Annotated in this window: 18 protein-coding genes and 2 pseudogenes; 9 read left to right on the top strand and 11 right to left on the bottom strand. The window is 71.7% G+C overall.

Features of this window, described 5'->3' with window-relative positions; all coding sequences use genetic code 11:
• Positions 1 to 1,161: hypothetical protein (locus FHG89_RS24550; protein WP_208761088.1), on the bottom strand; the 1,161-nt coding region annotated here is incomplete at its 3' end.
• A gap of 127 nt (positions 1,162 to 1,288) precedes the next feature.
• Between FHG89_RS24550 and FHG89_RS33940 the strand changes: the two genes are divergently transcribed.
• The 4 genes and pseudogenes from FHG89_RS33940 to FHG89_RS24535 all read left to right on the top strand — a co-directional run bounded on the left by FHG89_RS33940 (position 1,289) and on the right by FHG89_RS24535 (position 3,520).
• A complete protein-coding gene (locus FHG89_RS33940) occupies positions 1,289 to 1,516 on the top strand; it encodes a M64 family metallopeptidase (protein WP_244295791.1) in 228 nt (75 codons plus the stop codon).
• Positions 1,517 to 1,568: 52 nt separating this feature from the next.
• Positions 1,569 to 2,927: pseudogene (locus FHG89_RS24545) on the top strand (M64 family metallopeptidase); the annotation flags it as partial.
• Positions 2,918 to 3,139, top strand: a complete 222-nt coding sequence (locus FHG89_RS24540; RefSeq protein WP_139586774.1) for a hypothetical protein — start codon at positions 2,918 to 2,920, stop codon at positions 3,137 to 3,139. The pseudogene FHG89_RS24545 and the gene FHG89_RS24540, both read left to right, overlap by 10 nt.
• Before the next feature lie 108 nt (positions 3,140 to 3,247).
• Positions 3,248 to 3,520 (top strand): hypothetical protein, encoded by a 273-nt coding sequence (locus tag FHG89_RS24535; RefSeq protein ID WP_139586773.1) that lies wholly within the window; start codon positions 3,248 to 3,250, stop codon positions 3,518 to 3,520.
• A 39-nt stretch (positions 3,521 to 3,559) separates the two neighbouring features.
• Here the strand turns inward: FHG89_RS24535 and FHG89_RS24530 are convergent, their stop codons facing one another.
• Positions 3,560 to 4,348 (bottom strand): Nramp family divalent metal transporter, encoded by a 789-nt coding sequence (locus tag FHG89_RS24530; RefSeq protein WP_139586772.1) that lies wholly within the window; start codon positions 4,346 to 4,348, stop codon positions 3,560 to 3,562.
• 180 nt (positions 4,349 to 4,528) lie between these two features.
• Between FHG89_RS24530 and FHG89_RS24525 the strand changes: the two genes are divergently transcribed.
• Together FHG89_RS24525 and FHG89_RS24520 are read left to right on the top strand one after the other, a co-directional pair.
• On the top strand, positions 4,529 to 4,936 hold the full coding sequence (locus tag FHG89_RS24525) for a GntR family transcriptional regulator (protein WP_139586771.1): 408 nt from the start codon (positions 4,529 to 4,531) through the stop codon (positions 4,934 to 4,936).
• Positions 4,937 to 4,956: 20 nt separating this feature from the next.
• Positions 4,957 to 5,847, top strand: coding sequence for an ABC transporter ATP-binding protein (locus FHG89_RS24520; RefSeq protein WP_139586770.1), 891 nt, complete (start codon positions 4,957 to 4,959; stop codon positions 5,845 to 5,847).
• 652 nt (positions 5,848 to 6,499) lie between these two features.
• Here FHG89_RS24520 and FHG89_RS24510 read toward each other — a convergent pair.
• Positions 6,500 to 7,588 (bottom strand): DNA glycosylase AlkZ-like family protein, encoded by a 1,089-nt coding sequence (locus FHG89_RS24510; protein ID WP_139586769.1) that lies wholly within the window; start codon positions 7,586 to 7,588, stop codon positions 6,500 to 6,502.
• A 152-nt stretch (positions 7,589 to 7,740) separates the two neighbouring features.
• Between FHG89_RS24510 and FHG89_RS24505 the strand changes: the two genes are divergently transcribed.
• Positions 7,741 to 9,351, top strand: a complete 1,611-nt coding sequence (locus tag FHG89_RS24505; RefSeq protein ID WP_139586768.1) for a metallopeptidase domain-containing protein — start codon at positions 7,741 to 7,743, stop codon at positions 9,349 to 9,351.
• Between the two features lie 52 nt (positions 9,352 to 9,403).
• On the opposite strand, the gene FHG89_RS24500 is transcribed toward FHG89_RS24505, so the two are convergent.
• From FHG89_RS24500 to FHG89_RS24470, 7 genes are all read right to left on the bottom strand, one after another.
• Complete coding sequence (locus tag FHG89_RS24500) at positions 9,404 to 10,228, bottom strand: ABC transporter permease (protein WP_139586767.1); 825 nt, start codon at positions 10,226 to 10,228, stop codon at positions 9,404 to 9,406.
• On the bottom strand, positions 10,225 to 11,190 hold the full coding sequence (locus FHG89_RS24495; RefSeq protein WP_139586766.1) for an ATP-binding cassette domain-containing protein: 966 nt from the start codon (positions 11,188 to 11,190) through the stop codon (positions 10,225 to 10,227). Before FHG89_RS24495 ends, FHG89_RS24500 begins: the two co-directional genes overlap by 4 nt.
• 174 nt (positions 11,191 to 11,364) lie before the next feature.
• On the bottom strand, positions 11,365 to 12,615 hold the full coding sequence (locus FHG89_RS24490) for an ROK family protein (protein ID WP_425280213.1): 1,251 nt from the start codon (positions 12,613 to 12,615) through the stop codon (positions 11,365 to 11,367).
• Positions 12,616 to 12,736: 121 nt separating this feature from the next.
• Positions 12,737 to 13,840, bottom strand: a complete 1,104-nt coding sequence (locus FHG89_RS24485; protein ID WP_139586764.1) for a substrate-binding domain-containing protein — start codon at positions 13,838 to 13,840, stop codon at positions 12,737 to 12,739.
• A 51-nt stretch (positions 13,841 to 13,891) separates the two neighbouring features.
• Positions 13,892 to 15,190, bottom strand: a complete 1,299-nt coding sequence (gene mmsB / locus FHG89_RS24480) for a multiple monosaccharide ABC transporter permease (RefSeq protein ID WP_139586763.1) — start codon at positions 15,188 to 15,190, stop codon at positions 13,892 to 13,894.
• The gene (gene mmsA / locus FHG89_RS24475) at positions 15,187 to 16,734 is read right to left on the bottom strand and encodes a multiple monosaccharide ABC transporter ATP-binding protein (protein WP_139586762.1); all 1,548 of its coding nucleotides are present in this window, start codon (positions 16,732 to 16,734) and stop codon (positions 15,187 to 15,189) included. Before mmsA ends, mmsB begins: the two co-directional genes overlap by 4 nt.
• A gap of 699 nt (positions 16,735 to 17,433) precedes the next feature.
• Positions 17,434 to 18,105 (bottom strand): maleylpyruvate isomerase family mycothiol-dependent enzyme, encoded by a 672-nt coding sequence (locus FHG89_RS24470; RefSeq protein ID WP_167517515.1) that lies wholly within the window; start codon positions 18,103 to 18,105, stop codon positions 17,434 to 17,436.
• 57 nt (positions 18,106 to 18,162) lie between these two features.
• On the opposite strand from FHG89_RS24470, the pseudogene FHG89_RS34495 reads away from it, so the two are divergent.
• Positions 18,163 to 18,495: pseudogene (locus FHG89_RS34495) on the top strand (hypothetical protein); the annotation flags it as partial.
• Between the two features lie 21 nt (positions 18,496 to 18,516).
• Positions 18,517 to 20,010 carry an aminotransferase class V-fold PLP-dependent enzyme gene (locus tag FHG89_RS24465; RefSeq protein WP_139586775.1) on the top strand — a complete coding sequence of 498 codons (1,494 nt, stop codon included), beginning with the start codon at positions 18,517 to 18,519 and terminating at the stop codon, positions 20,008 to 20,010.
• Positions 20,011 to 20,036: 26 nt separating this feature from the next.
• Here FHG89_RS24465 and FHG89_RS24460 read toward each other — a convergent pair whose 3' ends face one another.
• Positions 20,037 to 20,435, bottom strand: a complete 399-nt coding sequence (locus FHG89_RS24460) for a hypothetical protein (RefSeq protein ID WP_139586760.1) — start codon at positions 20,433 to 20,435, stop codon at positions 20,037 to 20,039.
• Positions 20,436 to 20,726 lie beyond the last annotated feature (291 nt).

The following is a 20,726-nucleotide window of genomic DNA, read 5'->3' as shown; positions in this document are numbered from 1 at the left end:
GGGGGTGGTGACGGCGGCGGACGCGGCGCGGGCGTACGCCGAGGGGTTTCTTCGGGTGGTGGACTCCGGCTGCGGGGCGGCGGCGGTGGCGGGCGCGACCGCGTACCGCAGGATCGTCGGGCGGGTGCCCGGCGGCTGGTCGGCGGACTCGGACACGGTGAGCAGCGAGCGGCCGTCCCGGCTGTAGGTGATCGACTCGCCCTGGGGCTCGTCCGGCAGCGGGACGGCCCTCGGCGTGCCTGTGGTCAGCGCGGCGACCACGTCACCGGCGGGCACGTCGTACTCGAACGCGTCGGCGTAGGTGCGCAGCACCACCCGGCGTCCGTCCGGGGCGCTCGCCGCGCCGGTGACCACGCCCCGGCCGAGGAACGAGAACGGGTTGCTGGTGGAGCTGGACGGCAGGACCACCTGGCCGACCGAGGCCAGCGGCGTCGTCGCGCCCGGTCGCAGCGCGGTGGTCGGCGCGTACAGGACGGCGGTGCCGCTGCCGCCCTTGGTGATGATCAACGGCCGGCCGTCGGCGTCGAGCAGCAGCGCCTCCGCGTCGTGCGGGCGGTCCGGGTACGTCATCCGGAGCAGCACCGGCTCGTCCGCGCCCGGCGCGAGCCGCCACAGGGCGATCGTCTCCCGCGTACGGTCGTTGTCACCGATGTCGGCCACCCAGATGGTGCCGCCCGCGCCGATCGCCAGGTCCTCGGTGTCGCGGGGGCGCGACGGGTAGCTGACCGTCCGCGTCACCGCGCAGCGGCGGTCGAGGTGGAAGATCCGGCGGCGGGCCTCGTCGTCGGCGCCGTCGTTGACGACCACGTACCCGTCGTCCGTGGCGACCATCCCGGAGATCTCCGTGAGCCGGTCGTCCCGCACCTGGCACACAGTTGCCGGGGCGGCCGCGCCGGCCACACCAGGCATCAGCGCCACGGCCGGCACGACGCCGACGACAAGCGCGCCGAGCACCGCTCCCGCGCGGACACGCCGCCCCCGGGTCACCCACCCGCGTACCCGCATCGCCCGCCTCCTCGTCGCGGCCACGTCCCGGCCGTCCCGCCCATCCTGGCCGATCTCGACCACCGGCGTGGTCATCTCGGGGCCGCGTGGGCGGCGGGACAGGGCGGGGTTACCTGTCGGCCCGACCCCGGTACGGTCCGAAGTGACAGCGGTCACGGCGTACCGGGCACCGGCGCTCCCGCCGGCCCGGCTGTCCCACGCCGTCCGGCCGCCCGGCACGTCGGAAGGGGCGCGGGGTGCGGATCAGAGCGGGATTGTGTGTGGCGGCGCTCGTCGCGGCGGGGTGGCGGTCGCCACACCGGCCACCGCCGCGCCGGCCGGCAGCGCCACCGTGGTGCCGATCCAGGTCACCGGCGACCCGGCGAAGCGGTTCAACCTGGTGCTGCTGGGCGACGGCTACACCGAGGCCGACCTGCCCACCTTCCGGGCGCACGTGGACCGGCACCTCAACACCCCGCGAACACGTACGCCGACCTGGCCGTCGGCACCAACCCGGGCAACCGGCAGCTGATCGCCCTGGCCAACAGTGGCACCTACGGCGGGGCGGGCGGCAGCACGCCACCGCGTCCGGCGGCAACGCCCTCTCCGCGCTGATCAGCCCGCACGAGCTGGGGCACTCGCTCGGCGGGTTGCAGGACGAGTACGACTACTACGCCCGTGGGGTGCCCGGCGACACGTACGACGGGCCGGAACCGGACTCGGCGCACCACACGGTGCTCACCGAGCGGCAGATGCGCGACACCCGGGCCAAGTGGTGGCGGTGGCTGGGTGAGCCGAGCGAGTCGGGCGGCAGGATCGGCCGTTACGAGGGCGGCCTGTACCTCCAGCGCGGGGTGTGGCGGCCGAGCCGGCACTCGATGATGAAATCGCTGGGCTTCTACTTCGACCAGGTCGGCCGTGAGCAGATGACCGAGCGGATCGCGGACCGGGTCGCCATCGTGCAGGGCGGCACCGCCACCGACCAGCCGGTCGGCGCGGACCGTCTGCTCTGGGTGGACACTTTGCACCCGGTGAGCCACGCGCTGACGGTGACCTGGTCGGTGGACGGCAGGGTGGTGTCGCGTACCGGCAACGCCCGCCACCTGGACCTGCGGACGCTGCGGCTGCGCCCCGGCCGGCACACGGCCACCGCCACGGTGACCGACCCGACGGAGTTCGTCCGCGACCCGGCGATCCGCCGCTCCCCCGCGCTGACCCGGACCCGCACGTGGACGGTGGACACCGGAGTCCGCACCCCGCTGGTGGCGCAGCCGCTGGCGATCACCGGGTCCACCGCGACCGACCGGCCGGTCGGCGCCCAGGACGTGGTGTACGTGCAGACCAGCCAACCAACCGACCGGGCGCCGGGCGTGCGCTGGTCGCTGGACGGACGACCGGTGGCCGACACCGGCAGCGACCGCGACCTCGACCTGGGCGCACTGCGCCTGTCGCGGGGCACCCACCGGCTGACCGCCCGGGTGAGCGACCCGGCGACCCGGGAGGCGGTGACCCGCACCTGGACGGTCGACGCCACCCGCCCCGACGTCGCGTACGCCCTCTCCGAGCCCCTGCTCACCACGACCCGGCCCGGCCGGCCCACCGGGTACGTGTACAACGGCCCGTTCACCATGGGGTTGACCGGCACGGACGACAGCCCTGGGGTGGTGACCTCGGAGTTCCGGCTCGACGGCGACGGCTGGCACACCTACTACGGCTGGCCCACGGACGCCCGGTCGCCGTTCCTGTTCACCGCCACCGGCACCGACGTGGACGGCCTGGTCTACGGCAACCTCGGCTCGGGCGGGCTGTCGGTGTCCCCGTTCGCCGAGCGCCCGGCGCCTCCCTGGTCGCCGAGCGGTCCACGATCGGCGGGGGCCTGGCGTCCTCCGGCGCCGCCGCCGTCGAGCTGCTGGGCACCGAGGTACGCGGCGCGGTGGCGCTGACCGGCACGACCGGCCACGTCACGGTGGTGGGCACGCGGGTGGGCGGCCCGCTGGCGCTGACGGGTACCGCGTCCGCACCGATCCTCGCCGGCGGGCAGGTGGGCGCGCTGACCTGCGCGGTCGGCCCGGCCCCGGTGGATCTCGGCGCCCCCACGACGGTACGGGGCGCGACCGCCCGGTCCTGCCGTGGCGGCGCGACCCCGGCGGCCTGACACTCGTCGGGATCCCCGCGGATCCTGACCGGGGGCAGGTCTGAGTGCGGCGATGCCGGGTAGGCAGCGGCCCGGCGGCCTGTCGACGACCGCCGCGAGGAGGCTCCGATGAGCACGTACCCGGACGACCAGGGCGCTCCGATCCCTCCCCCGGAGGCGGACGCCGTCGAGCAACGGCAGGACGCGTTCGACGTGGGGCCGCCGGACCGGGTGTCGGGTGACGTCGACCCGGAGGCGTCCGAGGCCGACCTCGCCGAGCAGGGCGCCCTGCCGGCGGGCACCCTCGAGGAGGGGACATCCCTGCCGGCCTACGCCGACCCGGCGGACGCCCTCGAACAGCGCCAGGAGATCCCGGCCCGCGACGAGGGCCGCCGGACCTGACCCACGCCCCGGCTCAGCCGGCTCAGCTACCCGGCCGGCTCAGCCGGCGACGACCTGCCAGAGCAGGAAGGCGTTGAGCGCGACCACCAGCACGGCCACCAGCGACGCGGCGGCGGTGGTGAGGGGGTGGTTTACCAGGTTTCCCATCAGGTCGCGGCGACGGGTGAAGGCGACCACCGGGATCAGCGCGAACGGGATGCCGAAGCTGAGGATGACCTGGGACAGCACCAGCGCCCGGGTCGGGTCGAGGCCGGCGACGGCGGAGCCCGGGTCGGAGCCGGAGGCGAGCAGGTTGACGGCGAAGGCCAGCACGATCACGCCGAGCAGCACGGCGATGCCGATCTCGAACGCGCGGAAGCCCCGTGAGCGCAGGGCCAGCACGGCGAACGCGGCGGTGCCGATGATGATCCCGCCGGGCAGCAGCGGGATGCCGAAGAGCAGGTAGAGCGCGACCGCGCCGCCGATCACCTCGGCCAGGTCGGTGGCCATGGCGACCAGCTCGGCCTGCACCCACATCATCCGGTTCACCGGCCGTGGCAGGCGATCGCGGCACAGCTCGGGCAGACTGCGCCCGGTGGCCAGGCCCAGCTTGGCGGTGAGCGTCTGCACCAGCATGGCCATCAGGTTGGCCACCACCACGACCCAGACCAGCAGGTAGCCGTAGCGGGCGCCGGCGGCCGAGTTGGTCGCGAAGTTGCCCGGGTCGACGTACGCGACGGCGGCGACGAACGCGGGGCCGAGCAGGATCAGTCGTCCGCGCACCCGGCCCCGGGCACGGGCCGTCTGCAGCGGTGTCGCCGTCGATGCCGTGAGCTGCCTGGTGACCATCGCACACCTTTCCGGTCGCGCGGATCGCCTGCCGTCCCTTCCCGGTCCGCTGGCCCGTGGGTGCCAACTCGTGGCCCGTCGGTGCCACGACGGACGCCGATTCGCTTGACAGGTGCGACCCGTGCGTCGAAGCTGTCTATTAGTCCTACTGTCGTAGGACAACAGGAAGGATCATCACGAGTGATCGAGTTCGTGCTGGACAGCCGGTCGAAGGTGAACACCTACATGCAGCTCGTGCAGCAGGTGAAACAGGCGCTGCGGGTCGGCCTGCTCTCGCCGGGCGACCAGCTGCCGAAGGTCCGGGACGTCGCCCAGTCACTGGCGATCAACCCGAACACGGTGCTGAAGGCGTACCGCGAGTTGGAGATCGAGGGTCTGGTCGGCGGCCGACCCGGAGTGGGGACGTTCGTCCAGCGCACGCTTGCCGGCGCGTCCCTGCCCAACCAGGCCGAGCTGCGCGACGACCTGGTCGCCTGGCTGCACCGGGCGCAGGCCGCCGGCCTCACGGCCGAGGACGTCATCGCCCTGGTGGAGACCACGCTGCGAGCCACCCTCGCCGACGACACCCCGCAGAAGGAACCCGCATGAGCAGAACGAGAGGACAGAGGATGGACATGGTCTTGGAGGCCGACCGGCTCGGCAAGCGGTACGGCAGCACCTGGGCGCTGCGGGACTGCTCACTGCACCTGCCGGCCGGCCGGATCGCCGCGCTGGTCGGGCCGAACGGCGCGGGAAAGAGCACCCTGCTGCACCTGGCCGTCGGGCTGCTCAAGCCCGACGCGGGCGCGGTGCGGGTGTTCGGCCGGTCCCCGTACGGGGACACGCAGGGCCTGGCCGACATCGGGTTCGTCGCCCAGGACACTCCGCTGTACCGGGACTTCACCGCCGCCGAGCTGGTCTTCGCCGGCGGCAAGCTGAACAGGCGGTGGGACGCCGCGTTGGCCCGTACCCGGTTGGCACAGCTCGGCATTCCACCGGATCGGCCGGTCGGCAAGCTCTCCGGCGGGCAGCGGGCCCAGGTGGCGCTCGCCCTGGCGCTGGCCAAGCAGCCCCGGCTGCTGCTGCTCGACGAGCCGGTGGCCAGCCTCGACCCCCTGGCCCGGCGGGAGTTCCTCCAGTCGCTGATGGGCAGCGTGGCGGACTCCGGGACCACGGTTCTGCTCTCCTCGCACCTGCTGGCCGATCTCGAACGGGTCTGCGACTACCTGATCGTGCTCAACGCCGCCCAGGTGCAGCTCGCCGGCGCGGTCGACGACCTGGTGGCCGCCCACCGGCAGCTCGTCGGTCCCCGGCACGACGGCGGCGTCATCGGGGGCGTCGCCGCCGTGGTCCGGGCCAGCCACACCGACCGGCAGTCCACGCTGCTGGTCCGCACCGACGGTCCGGTCACCGACCCGGCCTGGACGGTCCGCGACGTCAGCCTGGAGGACGTCGTCCTGGCCTACCTGGCCGACGGCGCCGTCCAGACCAGTCACAGCGAGTGGGGGGTGGCGGCATGATCTGGCTGACCTGGCGGCAACACCGCAAGCAGGCGTTCTACACCCTGCTGGGGCTCGCGGCGCTCGCCGCTCTGCTGGTGCCGATCGGCCTGTCGATGCGGAACACCTTCAGCGACCTCGGGCTGGCGGACTGCGCGCGCCAGCTCGCGGACGCCAATGTGACGGCGGCGACCCGGGACACCTGCGACGCGGGTTTCCGCCGCTTCGGAAACCGGTACGGCAGCCTCAACCTGGTGGCCGTACTGCTGATCACCCTGCCGGCGCTGGTCGGCCTCTTCTGGGGTGCTCCGCTGGTCGCCCGCGAGGTGGAGCACGGCACGCACCGGTTCGTCTGGACCCAGGGCGTCGGCCGGACCCGCTGGGCCCTGGTGAAGTTCGGGCTGGTGGGCGGGGCCGTCGTGGTCCTCGCGGCGCTCTACGGGCTGGGCATGTCCTGGTGGGTCGACCCGCTCACCAAGGCCGCGCACGAGGGCCGACTCGGCATGATCGTCTTCGACCTGCAGGGCATCGTCCCGATCGGGTACACCCTGTTCGCCGTGGCGCTGGGCGTCTTCGCCGGCACCGTGTGGAAGCGGATGCTGCCCGCCATGGGCATCACCCTCGCCGGGTACGTCGGCGTACGGGCGGCGGTGGAGATCCTGGCCCGACCGCGCTACCAGTCGGCCCGCACCCAGACCTTCCCGATCGAGGGGGATGGGCCACCGGAGGTCAGCCGGGGGCGGGTCAGCTCCGGGGTGAACGGCACGTCCTCGTGGACGGCGTGCACGGTGAGTGCGCCGCGGCGGCGGTCGGCGGTGGCGTCGACCTTTCCGACCAGCCGGTCACCGTGCAGGATCGGCAACGCGAAGTAGCCCCACCGTCGGCTCGCCTTCGGCTTGTACATCTCGAGCACGTACTCGTAGTCGAACAGGTCGGCCAGGCGGACCCGGTCGTGCACCAGCCGGTCGAAGGGCGACAACAACGCCGTACGCCCGGTGAAGGGTTGCCCGAGCGCGGCCGGGTCGACCCGCCACTCCCCCGCGATGCCCTCGACGACAGCCGGCTCACCGGCGTCGCCGACCTCCGCCGGCTCGCCGGGAACGGCTACCGCCTTTCGCCGGGCGATGCCCAGCGCCCGCAGTCGCCGCTCGTCGCGGGCCCGGCGTGCCTGCTCCAGCGGCACGACCGGCGTGTCAGCGGGGTAGACCCGCCGCGCCACATCCCAGAGTCGTTGCCGGCCCTGGCGGCCGGCGATCGCGACCTCGCCGCGCAGGACCAGGAACTCCAGCATCTGGGTGACGTTGCGGTTGTTGGTCCAGCCGGACGACGGCCAGGGCACCACGCACGTGTCCGGGATGTCCCGGGAAGGCAGCGGCCCGTCGGCGGCGAGCCGGTCGAGCACGTCCCGGCGGAACGAGTCGTTGGCGCGCAGCCACTCGCGCTGCCGCTCGTGCGCGGGCGACTGCGCCATCGCGGCCAGATAGAGCCCCAGATCCTCCATGGGGCGCACCATCGCCTGGTGTTCGAAGAGCGTCCGGCCCCGTTCCAGGGCCTGCCGCAGCCACTCCGGCCGGTACGACGAGCCGAGCCGGCTCCAGCAGACCAGGTCGGCGCTCGGCGCGACGGCGGCCGTCGGGTCTAGCTGCACCAGGGTCAGTTGTCGGACCACCGCCAGCAGGTCGGTCGGGCGTGGGTCGGCCAGTAGTTGGGCGTGGACGGCGATCCGCCGTGCCTGTGCCCGGTCGAGTTGGTGGACGACCACGCCGCCGAGCCTAACGGCGCGCACCGACGGTCGGCGAAGTCGGATTCCGGCCCGTCGCGAACGCGACTCAACGTGCCCATCCGATCACAGCTGGTGCTCCGATGTGGACTCCGGACCCGGGTTGGCCGGGCCGCAGAGATGGGAGCGTACGCGTGAAGTCCAGAATTATCCGTCGGGTCGCCGCGTCGGCCGTGGCGCTCGCCTGCGCCGCGCTGGGCGCGGTCGCGTTGCCGGCCGCCCCGGCGACGGCAAGCCCGATCCGTAACGCGACCGCCTGGTCGGTGCTGCTGTGCAAGTTCAGCGACAAACCGGCGGAGCCTCAACCGCCGTCGCACTTCGCCAACTTCCTCACCGCTGCCGGGGTCGGCACCGGCGGGGTGGCGGACTACCTGGCCGACCAGTCCGGCGGACGGGTGTCGCTGGCCGGATCGGTCGTGCGGGGTTGGTACACGATGCCGTACACGCTGGCACAGTTCGGGTCGATCGACAGGTGGACCCGGATCCAGCGCTGCGTGGACACGGCGGCGACCGCCGGTTACGCGGTGCCCGCCGGCAACCGGATCGCGGTCATGCTCAACGACTGGGTGGATTCCGGCGCGGCCGGCGGCCGGGTGCTGCTCGACCCGGGCGCCTGGAACGTCGGCTTCGCCGCGCACGAGATGCTGCACGGCTACAACCTGGGGCACTCCTTCTCCAACGACACCACCTACCAGAACGCGCCGTGGTCCCAACCGGGCGAGTACGACGACCCGTGGGACGAGATGAGCGCCATGCACATCCACGCCTTCGCCACCGGGAACTACGGCACCAGCGCGGTCGGGCTGAACGGGCCGCACCGCGACGAGTTGGGCTGGCTGCCGAAGAACCGCGTGTTCACCATGGCCGCCGACGGGATCGGCTCCCGCACCCTGACCCTGGCCCCGCTGGAGGTGCCCGCCGCGAGCGGCCCGCAACTGGTCCGGATCCCGTTCGACCCGGCCGACCTCTTCCACTACTACACGGTGGAGTTCCGCCGGAAGACCGGCTGGAGCGCGGGCATCCCCGCCGACACCGTGCTGCTGCACGAGGTCCGCAACGGCACCCCCACCCTGCTGCGCACCGGCCCCGGCGGCGGGCCGGCCCAGTCCCTCAACGCCAACGGCGTGCAGATCGGCGTGAACTGGCTCTCCGGCAACGCCGCCTCGGTGACCGTGACCACCGACGTGGTGAACCGCTGCCTCCAGGGCTACGTCTGGCGCGAGGCCCGCGCCGGCGACCTGGTCTGCGTCACCGGCGCCACTCGCAGCCAGGTGTGGGCGGACAACGCCGCCGCGGCCAGCCGCTGGGTGAACGGCCCGTACGGCCCGCACACCTGCGTCGCCGGCTACGTGTGGCGTGAGGCGTACGCCGGGGACGACGTCTGCGTCACCGGGACGCAGCGCAGCCAGGCCGCCGCCGACAACGCCGCGGCCGCGTCCCGGCGCAACCCGGCCCGGCTCGTCTCCGGCCCGAACACCTGCGTCAGCGGGTACGTCTGGCGCGACGCCGACCAGTCCGACTACGTCTGCGTCACCGGCGCGACCCGCTCCCAGGTGCTCGCGGACAACGCGGCCGCGGCGAGCCGCTGGGTCAGCGGCCCGTACGGCCCACACACCTGCGTCGCCGGCTACGTGTGGCGTGAGGCGTTCATCGGCGACGACGTCTGCGTCACCGGGGCCCAGCGCACCCAGGCGGCCGCCGACAACGCAGCCGGCCCTGGGCGGGTGCTGCGTCCCGCCGGGTGACCGACCGCGCCCCCGGTGGGCCCTACCACCGGGGGCGCGTACGCCTCGACGCTCAGCCGGCCAGCCGCCGGTACCGGGCGACCGAGAGCGGCAGGAACACGGCGACCAGCGCGATCGGCCAGACCACGGCCAGCCACGGGTAGTGCTGGGCGGCCCACGAGTCACCACCCCAGCCGGGGTTGCCGAACAACTCGCGGGTGGCCCCGACGGTCGCCGACAGCGGGTTCCACGCGGCCACCGCGCTGAGCCAGGCCGGCATCGTGGCCGGTGCGACGAACGCGTTGGAGAGGAAGCCGAGCGGGAACTCCAGGGTCTGCACGGCGACCACGGCCGTCTGGCCCCGGGTGACCAGGCCGAGGAAGATGCCGACCCAGACCAGGGCGAACCGCAGCAGCAGGATCAGCCCCACCGCGCCCAGCGTGGCACCGGCGCCGCCGTGCGCCCGCCAACCGACCGCGAGGCCGGCGGCCAGCAGCACCGCGAGGGTGACCACTGCGAACAGCATGTCGGTCACCGCCCGGGCGACGAGCGGCGCGAGTGGTGACACAGGCATGGCGCGAAGCCGGTCGGTGATGCCGCGCTCCAGGTCCTCGGCGACGGCGATCGTGGTGAGGCTGATCCCGAACACCATGGTCATCACGAACATTCCGGGCATCAGGAACTCCCGGTAGCTGCCTCCTCCGGGCACCTGCAACGCCCCGCCGAACAGGTAGGCGAAGATCAGCACGATCAGGATGGTGAAGCCGAGCGAGGCGACCAGCGGCCCAGGGTCGCGTCGCCACCGGGCCAGGCCGCGCCAGACGAGGGTGCCGCTGTCGGTCAGCGCAGCGGGCCGGCCGGGCGTCAGGTCCACCGCCGAGGGCAGGGTGGTGCTCACGCGGTCACCTCCTGGATGGCCCGGTGCCCCGTGAGGTGCAGGAACACGTCGTCCAGAGTGGGGCGACGAAGAGCGACGTCGGCCACCGCGACCTGCGCGGTGTCGAGCGCCCGCAACACCTCGACGAGCGCACCGGCCCGATGCCCGACGCCGACGCTAACCGCGCGCCGGTCGGCGTCGACTGTCGGCTCGTCGTCGACGACCCGGCGCACCTGGGCGACGGCGGTGGCGAGATCGGCGGCGTCCGTGACGACCAGCTCGATCCGGTCGCCGCCGAGCCGGGCCTTGAGGGCGTCGGGTGTGCCTTCGGCGATCACGCGACCGGCCTCGACCACCGAGATCCGGTCGGCGAGCTGGTCGGCCTCGTCCAGGTGCTGGGTGGTGAGCAGCACGGTGGTGCCGGCACGGATCAGCTCCCGGATCGAGACCCACACCTCGTTCCGGCCCCGCGGGTCCAGCCCGGTGGTGGGTTCGTCGAGGAACAGGACGGCGGGGGCCAGGATCATGCCGGACGCCAGGTCCAGCCGCCGACGCATCCCGCCGGAGTACGTGCGGACGGGCCGCTCGCCGACATCGTCGAGGCCGAACCGCTCCAGCAGCTCGCCCGCCCGCTGCCGGGCCCGGCGCCGACCCAGGTGGAACAGCCGGCCGAAGAGCACGAGGTTCTGTCGGCCGCTGAGCGCCTCGTCGAGCGCGGGGTGCTGCCCCACCAGGCCGATCCGGTAGCGCACCTGGTCCGGCTGGCGGGTCACATCGAAGCCGGCGACCTCGGCGCGACCCCCGTCCAGCCGCAGCAGGGTGGACAGGATCCGCACCGAGGTGGTCTTGCCGGCCCCGTTCGGGCCGAGCAGGCCACACACCGTCCCCGCGTCCACCCGCAGGTCGAAGCCGTCCAGTGCGAACCGGTCCCGATACCGCTTGCGCAGCCCCTGCGCGACTATCGCCGCACCGCTCGCTGTCACGTCGATCTCCCCTCCGTAGCGGCCATCGGCGCTTACCGTACAAGATACGGTAGGGGATACGGGAACGGAGTTTCAGCTAGCTTCGGGGCCATGACGATGTCGTTGGGAGTCCCGGCCGGGTAGCGGCATCGGGGTGGTGCGGGAACTGTCGGATCCCGCGCGGCGGTCGGATCCCTAGGCCGAGTCGGCCGATCCCCACTGTCCGGCGACGCCGACGTTGAGCGGATCGGCCAGCAGCTTGTCGAAGGCCAGTTCGGCGGCGCCGATCAGAACGGCGTCCCGGCCGAGCGCGGCCGCGCGCAGGCGCAGGTGCTCCCGGGAACCCGGCAGCGGCATGGTGTCCAACCGGCGGCGTACGGTGTCCGCCCCGGCGGTGAAGATGTCGCGCAGCGAGCCACCGAACACCACCGCGTCCGGGTTGACCACGTTGACCAGGTTCGCCACGCCGAAGCCGAGCCAGTCGGCGACCTGCTCGACCGCCGCCCGCGCGGTCGGGTCGCCTTGCTCCGCCGCGCGCAGCACCTCGGCCACCGCCGCACGGTCGCGGGGGTCCCGGCCGGCGTGCCGCAGCAGCGCGGCCTCACCGATCTCGGTCTCCCAGCAGCCCCGTGAGCCGCAGCCGCACGGCAGCCCGTTCGGGTTGACGACCATGTGGCCGACCTTGCCGCTGTGCCCCCGGTGACCGACCACCAGGCGGCCGCCGACGATGATGCCGGCGCTGATCCCGACGTCACCGTGCAGGTAGATGAGGTCGTCGACGCCGGCCGCCACGCCTCGTACGTGCTCGGCCAGCCCGGCGATGTCGGCCAGGTCTCCGGCCACGAAGCCGGGGCAGGCGGACAGTTCGGCCTCGAGCGCCGCGCCGAGGGTCGCCTCGACGCCGGCGACCCGGATCTCGCCGTCCGGGTTGCGGGAGGTGTCGGTCACCGCGACCGCACCGCCGACGAGCAGCGCGTCGGGGGCCACCGCGCGTTCCATGTCGCGGACCAGGTCGGCGAGCGGACCGACGGCGTCGACCGCCGACATGCCACCGGGTCGGGCGATCTCCCGCAGGTCGAGGATGCGCCCGCCGAGGCCGACCCGGGCGGCACGCAACCGGTAGGCGTCGATGCTCAGGGCGTGTGCGTACACCCGGTCGGAGCGAGGGCTGACCACCAGCGAGGGGCGGCCGGCGCGACGGGCGGTGGTGGTTGTCTCCTCGGTGACCAGGCCACTGGCGACCAGGTCGGCGGCGAGGGCGCCGATGGTGCTGCGGTTGAGGCCGAGTCGACTGGTCAGCTCGGCCCGGGACGTCGGGCCGTGCAGGTGCACGTAGCGCAGCACGGCGCCGAGGTTCTGCCGCCGGATCTCCTCCTGGCTGGCGCCGGGGACCGAGGGCAGCGGGGATTCGGGGTTACGGCCGACGCCGGCTGGCCTGGACCGGATGGGTGCGTTCACGGTCAGACCTCCTTCCGGGTCGCTGCCGGGTGGTGCGGGGCGCCCGGACGACGATGGGTCCCGGAAGAGGAGATCCCGGGACCCATCGTCGTTGCTGCCTACCGCGTGATTACTTGGTGAGCGGCGCGAGCTTCGGGTCGTTCGCGTACGCCTCGGCGGCGTTCGCCTTGGTGACGGCGACCGGCGGGAGCAGGAACGTGTCGACGACCTTGCTGCCGTTGTTGTACGACTTGGTGTCGTTCACCTGCGGCTTGTCACCGGCCTGGAGAGCCTTGACCATGTTGATGGTCTCCTTCACCAGGTTGCGGGTGTCCTTGTTGATCGTCATGTACTGCTCGCCGGCGACGATCGACTTGACCGACTCGACCTCGGAGTCCTGGCCGGTGACGACCGGGACCGGCTTGCCAGCACCCTTGACCGAGGTCAGGATGGCGCGGGCCAGCGTGTCGTTCGGCGAGAGGACGCCGTCCAGCTCCTTGTTGCCGTAGGTCGAGGTCAGCAGCTGGTCCATGCGGGCCTGCGCACCCTCGGCCTTCCAGCCCTGGATGGCGGTCTGCTTGACGTCCTTCTGACCCGAGGCGACGACGACGTTGCCCTTGTCGATCTCCGGCTTGAGCACGTCCATGGCGCCGTTGAAGAAGACACCGGCGTTGTTGTCGTCCGGCGAGCCGGAGAACAGCTCGATGTTGTACGGGCCGTTCGGCTTCTTGGCCTTCATGCCGTCCAGCAGGGCCTGGCCCTGGAGCTGGCCGACCTTGAAGTTGTCGAACGCGACGTAGTAGTCGAGGTCCGGCGTGTTGGTGATGAGCCGGTCGTACGCGATCACCTTGGCGCCGGCGGCGTGCGCCGCGGCGACCTGGGTCGACAGCTGCGCGGCGTCGGTCGCGCCGATGACGATGACCTTGGCGCCCTTGGTGGTCATGGCGGTGATCTGGGCCTGCTGGTCGGCGACCGTGGTCGACGCGCCGGCGTACTGCACGTCAGCCTGGAAACCGGCCTCCTTGAGGCCGTTGGTGAACAGGTCACCGGCGAGGACCCAGTTCTCCGAGGTCTTGGCCGGCAGGGCCACACCGATCAGGGAGTTCGCCGCGAAGCCCTTGGCGGCCTCGCCGCCGGAGTCGCTGTCGCCGTCACGGCCGGAGCCGCAGCCGGCGAGGGCCAGCATGGCGGCGGCGCTGATGGCCACCACCGACGAGCCGAAAAATTTACGCATGGTGAGGACTTGCCTTTCTGGATGTGAGACGGGTGGAGAGGTCGGTGGCCGTCAGCCGGACACCGCCACCTTGGCGGGCTCGCGCTCCGCGTCCGGCGGTGAGGCGGGAGGGGCGGAGTCGTCGCGACGGAACGGCCGCATCAGGCTCCCGATGATGGAGAAGCGCCCCTGGCTCTTGTTGTAGACGTCGATCGCGACGGCCAGCAGCAGGACCAGACCCTTGATGATCTGGACGCGGTCGGTGCCGACGCCCATCAGCTGGAGGCCGTTGTTGAGCACGGCCATGACGAGACCACCGACGATCGAGCCGCTGATGGTGCCGATACCGCCGGACACGGCCGCGCCGCCGATGAAGACCGCGGCGATCGCGTCCAGCTCCCAGCCGTTGCCGTCCTGCGGACCGGAGGCCGCCGAACGGGCCACGAAGATCATGCCGGCCAGCGCGGCCAGGACGGACATGTTCATCATGACGAAGAAATTGACCCGCTTGAGCTTCACGCCGGACAGCTCGGCCGCCCGGGAGTTGCCGCCCACCGCGTAGATGTGCCGGCCACCGGCCGTGTTGCGGGTGTAGAAGGAGTACGCGATCACCAGCACCAGCAGGATGATCCCGGAGATCGGGAAGCTGGTGCCGACCCGACCGCTGGCGAAGCGCAGCGACGCGAAGGCGATAACCCCGACCATGATGGCCATCCGCAGGATCGAGATCCACATCGGGGCCGGGTCGGCGTCCATTTCCCGGCGGGTCTTGCGGGCCTGGAGCTCCCGCCACACCACCGCCACCGCGGCGGCCAGGCCGAGCAGCAGCGTCGCGTTGTTGTAGCCGGTGTTCGGCCCGAATTCGGGGAGGAAGCCCGCGCCGATCTGCCGGAAGCCCTCGGGCACCGGGATGGTGCTGGCGTTACCGATGAACTGGTTGCCGCCGCGGAAGAGCAGCATGCCGGCCAGGGTGACGATGAACGCCGGCACCCCCACATAGGCCACCCAGAAGCCCTGCCAGGCGCCGATGATCGCGCCGATCACGAGGCCGAACAGGATGGCGGCGGGCCAGGGCAGCGACCACTCGGCCATCGACTTGGCCACCAGGATGCCCGCGAAGGCGGCGATCGAGCCGACCGAGAGGTCGATGTGCCCGGCGACGATCACCATGAGCATGCCGATGGCCAGAATCAGAATGTACGAATTCTGCTGGAACAGCGCGATCAGGTTGTTCGACTGCAGGGTCAGGCCATCGGTCAGGATCTGGAACAGGACGACGATCGCCACCAGGGTGAAGATCATCCCGAACTGGCGGGCGTTGGAGCTGCTGCCGCCGAACAGGTTCTTCTGAAGGTCCTTCAATCGGCTCATCGTGTCAGCATCTTCTTCGTCGAGGTCATCTGCTTCATGAGGTTTTCCGGGGTGGCGTCGGCGCGGGCGATCTCGCCCGTGATGGCGCCTTCGAACACGGTGTAGATGCGGTCGCAGAGCCCGATCAGCTCAGGCAGCTCCGAGGAGATGACGATGACGCCCTTCCCCTGGTCGGCGAGCCGCTGGATGATGCCGTAGATCTCGTACTTGGCGCCCACGTCGATGCCGCGGGTCGGCTCGTCGAGGATCAGCAGGTCCGGGTCGGTGAACATCCACTTCGCCAGGACGACCTTCTGCTGGTTGCCGCCGGAGAGCTTGGAGACGCTCTCGTCGACAGTCGGGGCCTTGGTCCGCAGCTCCTTGCGGTACGCCTCGGCCGCCTGGTACTCCTCGACCTCGTCGAGGACGCCGTGGTGCGAGATCTTGGACAGCTTGGCGGCCACCGTCGACGACTTGATGTCGTCGAGCAGGTTGAGGCCGATCGCCTTGCGGTCCTCGCTGACGTACGCGAGCCCGTTGTCAATGGCGTCCGCCACCGACTTCAGCACGATCTCCTTGCCGTCCTTGATGATCGTGCCCGACTCGTACACCCCGTAGGAGCGGCCGAAGACGCTCATCGCGAGCTCGGTGCGGCCCGCGCCCATGAGACCGGCGAAGCCGACGATCTCGCCGCGGCGGACCACGAAGCTCTCGTTCTTGCAGACCTGTCGCTCAGCGGAGATGGGGTGCCGGACGTTCCAGTCGCGGACCTCGAAGAAGACGTCGCCGATCTTCGGGGTGTGGTCCGGGAACCGGCTGCTCAGCTCGCGGCCGACCATGCCCCGCACGATCCGGTCCTCGTCGACCCCGTCCGCCTTGACGTCGAGGGTCTCCACGGTCCGGCCGTCGCGCAGGATGGTGATCTGGTCGGCGATCGCCTCGATCTCGTTGAGCTTGTGCGAGATCATGATCGAGGTGATGCCGCGCGAGCGGAAGCCGCGCAGCAGGTCCAGCAGGTGCCGGGAGTCCGCCTCGTTCAGCGCGGCCGTCGGCTCGTCCAGGATGAGCAGCTTCACGTCCTTGGCGAACGCCTTGGCGATCTCCACGAGCTGCTGCTTGCCGACACCGATGTCCTTGATCAGGGTGTCCGGGTTCTCCTGGAGGCCGACCCGGGCCATCAGGTCCAGGGCCATCCGGTTCGCGGCCTTCCAGTCGATCGCGCCCCGCTTGCGCGGCTCGTTGCCGAGGAAGATGTTCTCGGCGATCGACATGCCCGGAATGAGCGCGAGCTCCTGGTGGATGATCACGATTCCGGCGTTCTCGCTGGCCCGGATGTCGGAGAACTTGCTCTCCGAACCCTGGTAAATGATCTTGCCCTCGTAGCTGCCGTACGGGTAGACCCCGCTGAGCACCTTCATCAGCGTGGACTTGCCCGCGCCGTTCTCGCCGCAGATGGCATGGATCTCGCCGGCGCGAACCACCAGGTTGACGTCGGAGAGGGCCTTGACTCCGGGGAACTCCTTGGTGATGGAGCGCATCTCAAGGAGGATGGGCACGTCGCTCATCGCTCGTACCACCTCGCCAACGTCATCGGTTACCTCCGGAAGGTTGAACCTTCACTTGGTTTTGTTGTTGACGGCAACGTATTGCGGCGGAGAGGCCAACCGCAAGGCGAGGGCCTGTTGAAAATGTAACAATCCGGCAATATAGACGTAGCGCAGTGTTCGTCCGTCACTTTGGCCACCGGAGCCTCTAGCGACACCCGGTGCAGCTCAGAGGGCCGACCTCGACGTGCGGCGGCGCGTTGATCGACCTCGGCCGCTGCCATCGGCTTTCCCACCAGGCAGGACGCCCCGACGCGCGGCTGCCCGGCCACGCGGCGCCATCGAGCGGGCGCGATCGGGCCCGTTCCCGACGCGGGGCCCGAAGGCCACCGAACGGCACCCCGACAGGCGGTGTGACCCACGCCTCTGCCGGGCATCCGGATCGATCCTGATCACCTCCCAGCGCCGGGGCACAGGCGGGCGGATCAGCACCTCGTGTCCGTTACCTGTCGATACGACCGTCAGGTCGGGCGCAGCACCGCCTTGATCACGCCGCCCTCCCGGCGGCGACCGTCCGGACGTCCGCGTAGACGACGGCTCTCATCCGACCCCCTGTCCGGTACGAAAACGACAGGTCTTCCCCGGACTGCGCCGTTCATGCCCGCACCGGATCTCGGCACGGCCGCGCCGGCACGGTGGATGCCGACCGCCCCGGGTCGGTCAGCGGCTCAGGCGGTCCCGCAGGGTCGCGACGCCGTCGCCGGACAGCTCGGCGAGGACGGCGGGCCGACCGGTCAGCGCGAGCATCACCGCCTCGGCCTCGCCCCGGACCACCCGCCCCTCCCCCGACGCCCAGCCGATGTCGGTCGCCTCGAACCGCAGCCCGTCGGTGAGGCCCCTGCGCACGAAGAAGCCGAGCGCGCGACGGCACACCAGGAAGTCCAGCGACGTCCGGAGCCGGTCCGGACGCAACTCGTGCGCGAGGCCCAGCGGGCGGCGGATGTCCTGCCCGTGCACCTGAAGGTCGGTGAGCTGGCCGACGTATCCGACGCGCGGCGCCCGGAACGGCGTCTCGGCGTTCTCGCGCAGCAGCGCCGAGATCTGCCCGATGGGGCGGCGGGCGACCATCTCGGCCAGCCGGGCGTTGGCCTCGTGCAGGTTGAACCGGCTGCGCAGGAGGATCGGCAGGAACCAGCGGCGGCGGGCCGCGAACGGGGCGACGAGGTGAGCGGCCACCTGCCGGACGGTCCAGGCTCCGCACAGGCTGGGCGCGTCCAGCTGCGCGGGGGTGAGCGCGTCGATCAGGTCGGCGGCACGTCGTCGCTCGTCGCTGATCATGGCCATGGTCTCGGTCGCCGTCGGGCCTGACACACCATCGGACAACGCGGTCATCGGCATCCTCCCCCGTGGGACACAGCCAACACCCTGACAAGTGGACTTCCGGTCAGTATGCCGGGCACGGGCGTCCCGGCTCCTCCCCCGCGTGGGGGAACTGCGGCGCGTGGGGCCGCCATGGTCCACACCGGACGTAGCATCGTCGGGGGACGATGTCCCGGCGGACCACCGACGGACCGGATCGGGCACTCACATGACGACCGAGCAGAGCACGGCTCCCCCGCGTACCGGCGTCGGCAACGCCGCGGACGGCCTCACCCAGAGTGTCCGGGGTGGACGCCGGGTCGTGGACGACATCTCGCTGACCATCCAGCCGGGCGAGGTCGTCGCGATCTCGGGGCCAGCGGCGCCGGCAAGACCACGCTGTTGGAGACGCTTGCCGGGATACGGCGACCGACGGCAGGCACCGTGACGTACGACGGGGCCACCGCGGTCCGTGCGATCGGCGACGGGACGCCCGCCGTGCGTCCTGACCCGACGGCTCTGCCGGGATACGCCGCCACCTGCCGCATCGACGAGTTGCGCGCCACCGAGTACCGACACCTGGACATCGACGGGCAGGTGTACCTCGACTACGCCGGGGCCGGGGTGGCCGCACAGGCGCAGATTCGTGAACATCACGACCGGCTGCTCGCCGGGCTGTACGGCAACCCGCACTCGGAGAACCCGACAAGCGCGGCGGCGGGTTCGCAGGTCGAGTCGGCGCGACGCGCGGTGCTCGACTTCTTCCGCGCGGATCCGGCCGAGTACGCGGTCGTCTTCACCCCGAACGCCACAGGCGCGTGCCGCCTGGTCGGCGAGGCGTACGACTTCGGGCGGGCCGCCCCGCTGGTGCTGACCTGGGACAATCACAACTCGGTGAACGGCATCCGCGAGTACGCCCGCACGGCCGGCGCGCCGGTGCGCTACGTGCCGCTGCGCGGCCCGGACCTGCGGGTCGCCGAGTCGGACCTGGCCACGGTGCTCGACGCCGGGCGGGGCAGGCGGTGGGGGCGGGCCGGCGGCCGAGGGCTGTTCGCGTACCCGGCGCAGAGCAACTTCTCGGGCGTGCAGCACCCGCTGAGCTGGGTGGATCTGGCCCACCGGCACGGGTACGACGTGCTGCTGGACGCGGCGGCCTTCGCTCCGACGAACCGGTTGGACCTCAGCGTCGTCCGACCGGAGTTCGTGTGTCTGAGCTGGTACAAGCTCTTCGGCTACCCCACCGGGATCGGCGCGCTGCTGGCCCGCCGCGACGCGTTGGCCCGGCTTCGCCGGCCGTGGTTCGCCGGTGGCACGATCCGGGCGGTCAGCGTCCAGGGCGACTGGCACCGGCCGATGGACGACGAGTCGGGTTTCGAGGACGGCACCGTCAACTTCCTGAGCATTCCGGACGTGGGGTTCGGGTTGCGGTGGCTCGACTCGATCGGTGTGGACCTCGTGCACACCCGGGTCGGCCTGCTCACCGCGTGGCTGCTGGGGCGGCTGACCGCGCTGCGGCACGGCGACGGTCGTCCGCTGGTCCAGGTGTACGGGCCGACGACGGCGCAGGGTCGCGGCGGCACTGTGACGTTCAACCTGCGCCACCCGGACGGCGGTCTGGTGGACGAGCGGCTCGTGGCGCGGGAATCCGCGGCGGCCGGGTTCTCGCTGCGGACCGGCTGCTTCTGCAATCCGGGCGCGGGTGAGGGCGCGTTCGGGATCAGCGGGGAATCGGTGCGGCGGCGGCTGTTGGCGCGGGTCGACACGATCGACCAGTACCTCGCCGCCCTGCGCCTGCCGACGGGCGGCGCGGTTCGCGTCTCGTTCGGACTGGCGTCCACCGCGACCGACGCGGAACGCTTCGTCGCCTTTGTCGAGTCGACCTACCGGGACCGTGCGGCCGGCGTGGAATCACCTCTGCCGCCCCGACTGCGCTGCTGACGGTGCCGCCGGGTGCGGGTCGGCGATCAGCTGACCTGGGCCACCGGCGCCGGGCGGTGCCGCATCTCCTCCATGAACGGGAACCGGGCGGTGAGCTCGGCGACCGTCAGCCCCGCCTGCCAGGCGGAGGCGACCTGGGCGACCTGGGCCAGGTCCATGACGTCGCCGCGCGCGATGATCTCCCCCGCCACCCGAAGGTCGATCATGAAGTATCGGGCCTGCGATCCCAGCTTGACGCAGACCACGCCCTGGTCGGAGTGCAGCTCGGCGCAGGTGAATCGACTCCGCCCCTGCTCCGGGGCGGTGACCCGGCCGAGATCGAGGCCGTGGCGGGCGGCGGTCTCGATGAGCGCGGGGGCCAGACCGCCCCGCTCGACCAGGTCCGGGTAGAGGCGCACACCCAGTGCCGCCGACGCGTCGCTCATGACTGACTCCCACTTCCTTGTGACAGAGACCAGCAGCGCGCAGGTTACGGGGTGGTTTCCTGCGAACCTCGTCATCCTGTCCCGGGTGGACGCTCCACGGCAATAGGAAGGGTCGATTCGACCGCTATCGAGGGGTGCGATCAGGCGGTAACGGACGGTCGTCGTATTGGAAACACTCTTGACAGAAAGACACGATATCGACATGCTTCGCTTTAGAGAGCGCTCTCCACCTCTCCGGCGCGCAGCCTCCGCCACCCCTCCTTCGCTGAGGAGCCCTCCGTGTTCACAGCC

The sequence above is a fragment of the Micromonospora orduensis genome, assembly GCF_006228125.1.
GTDB classification, from domain to species: domain Bacteria; phylum Actinomycetota; class Actinomycetes; order Mycobacteriales; family Micromonosporaceae; genus Micromonospora; species Micromonospora orduensis.
The sequence above is the reverse complement of the archived record's forward strand: the minus strand, read 5'-3'. Positions and strand labels throughout refer to the sequence as shown.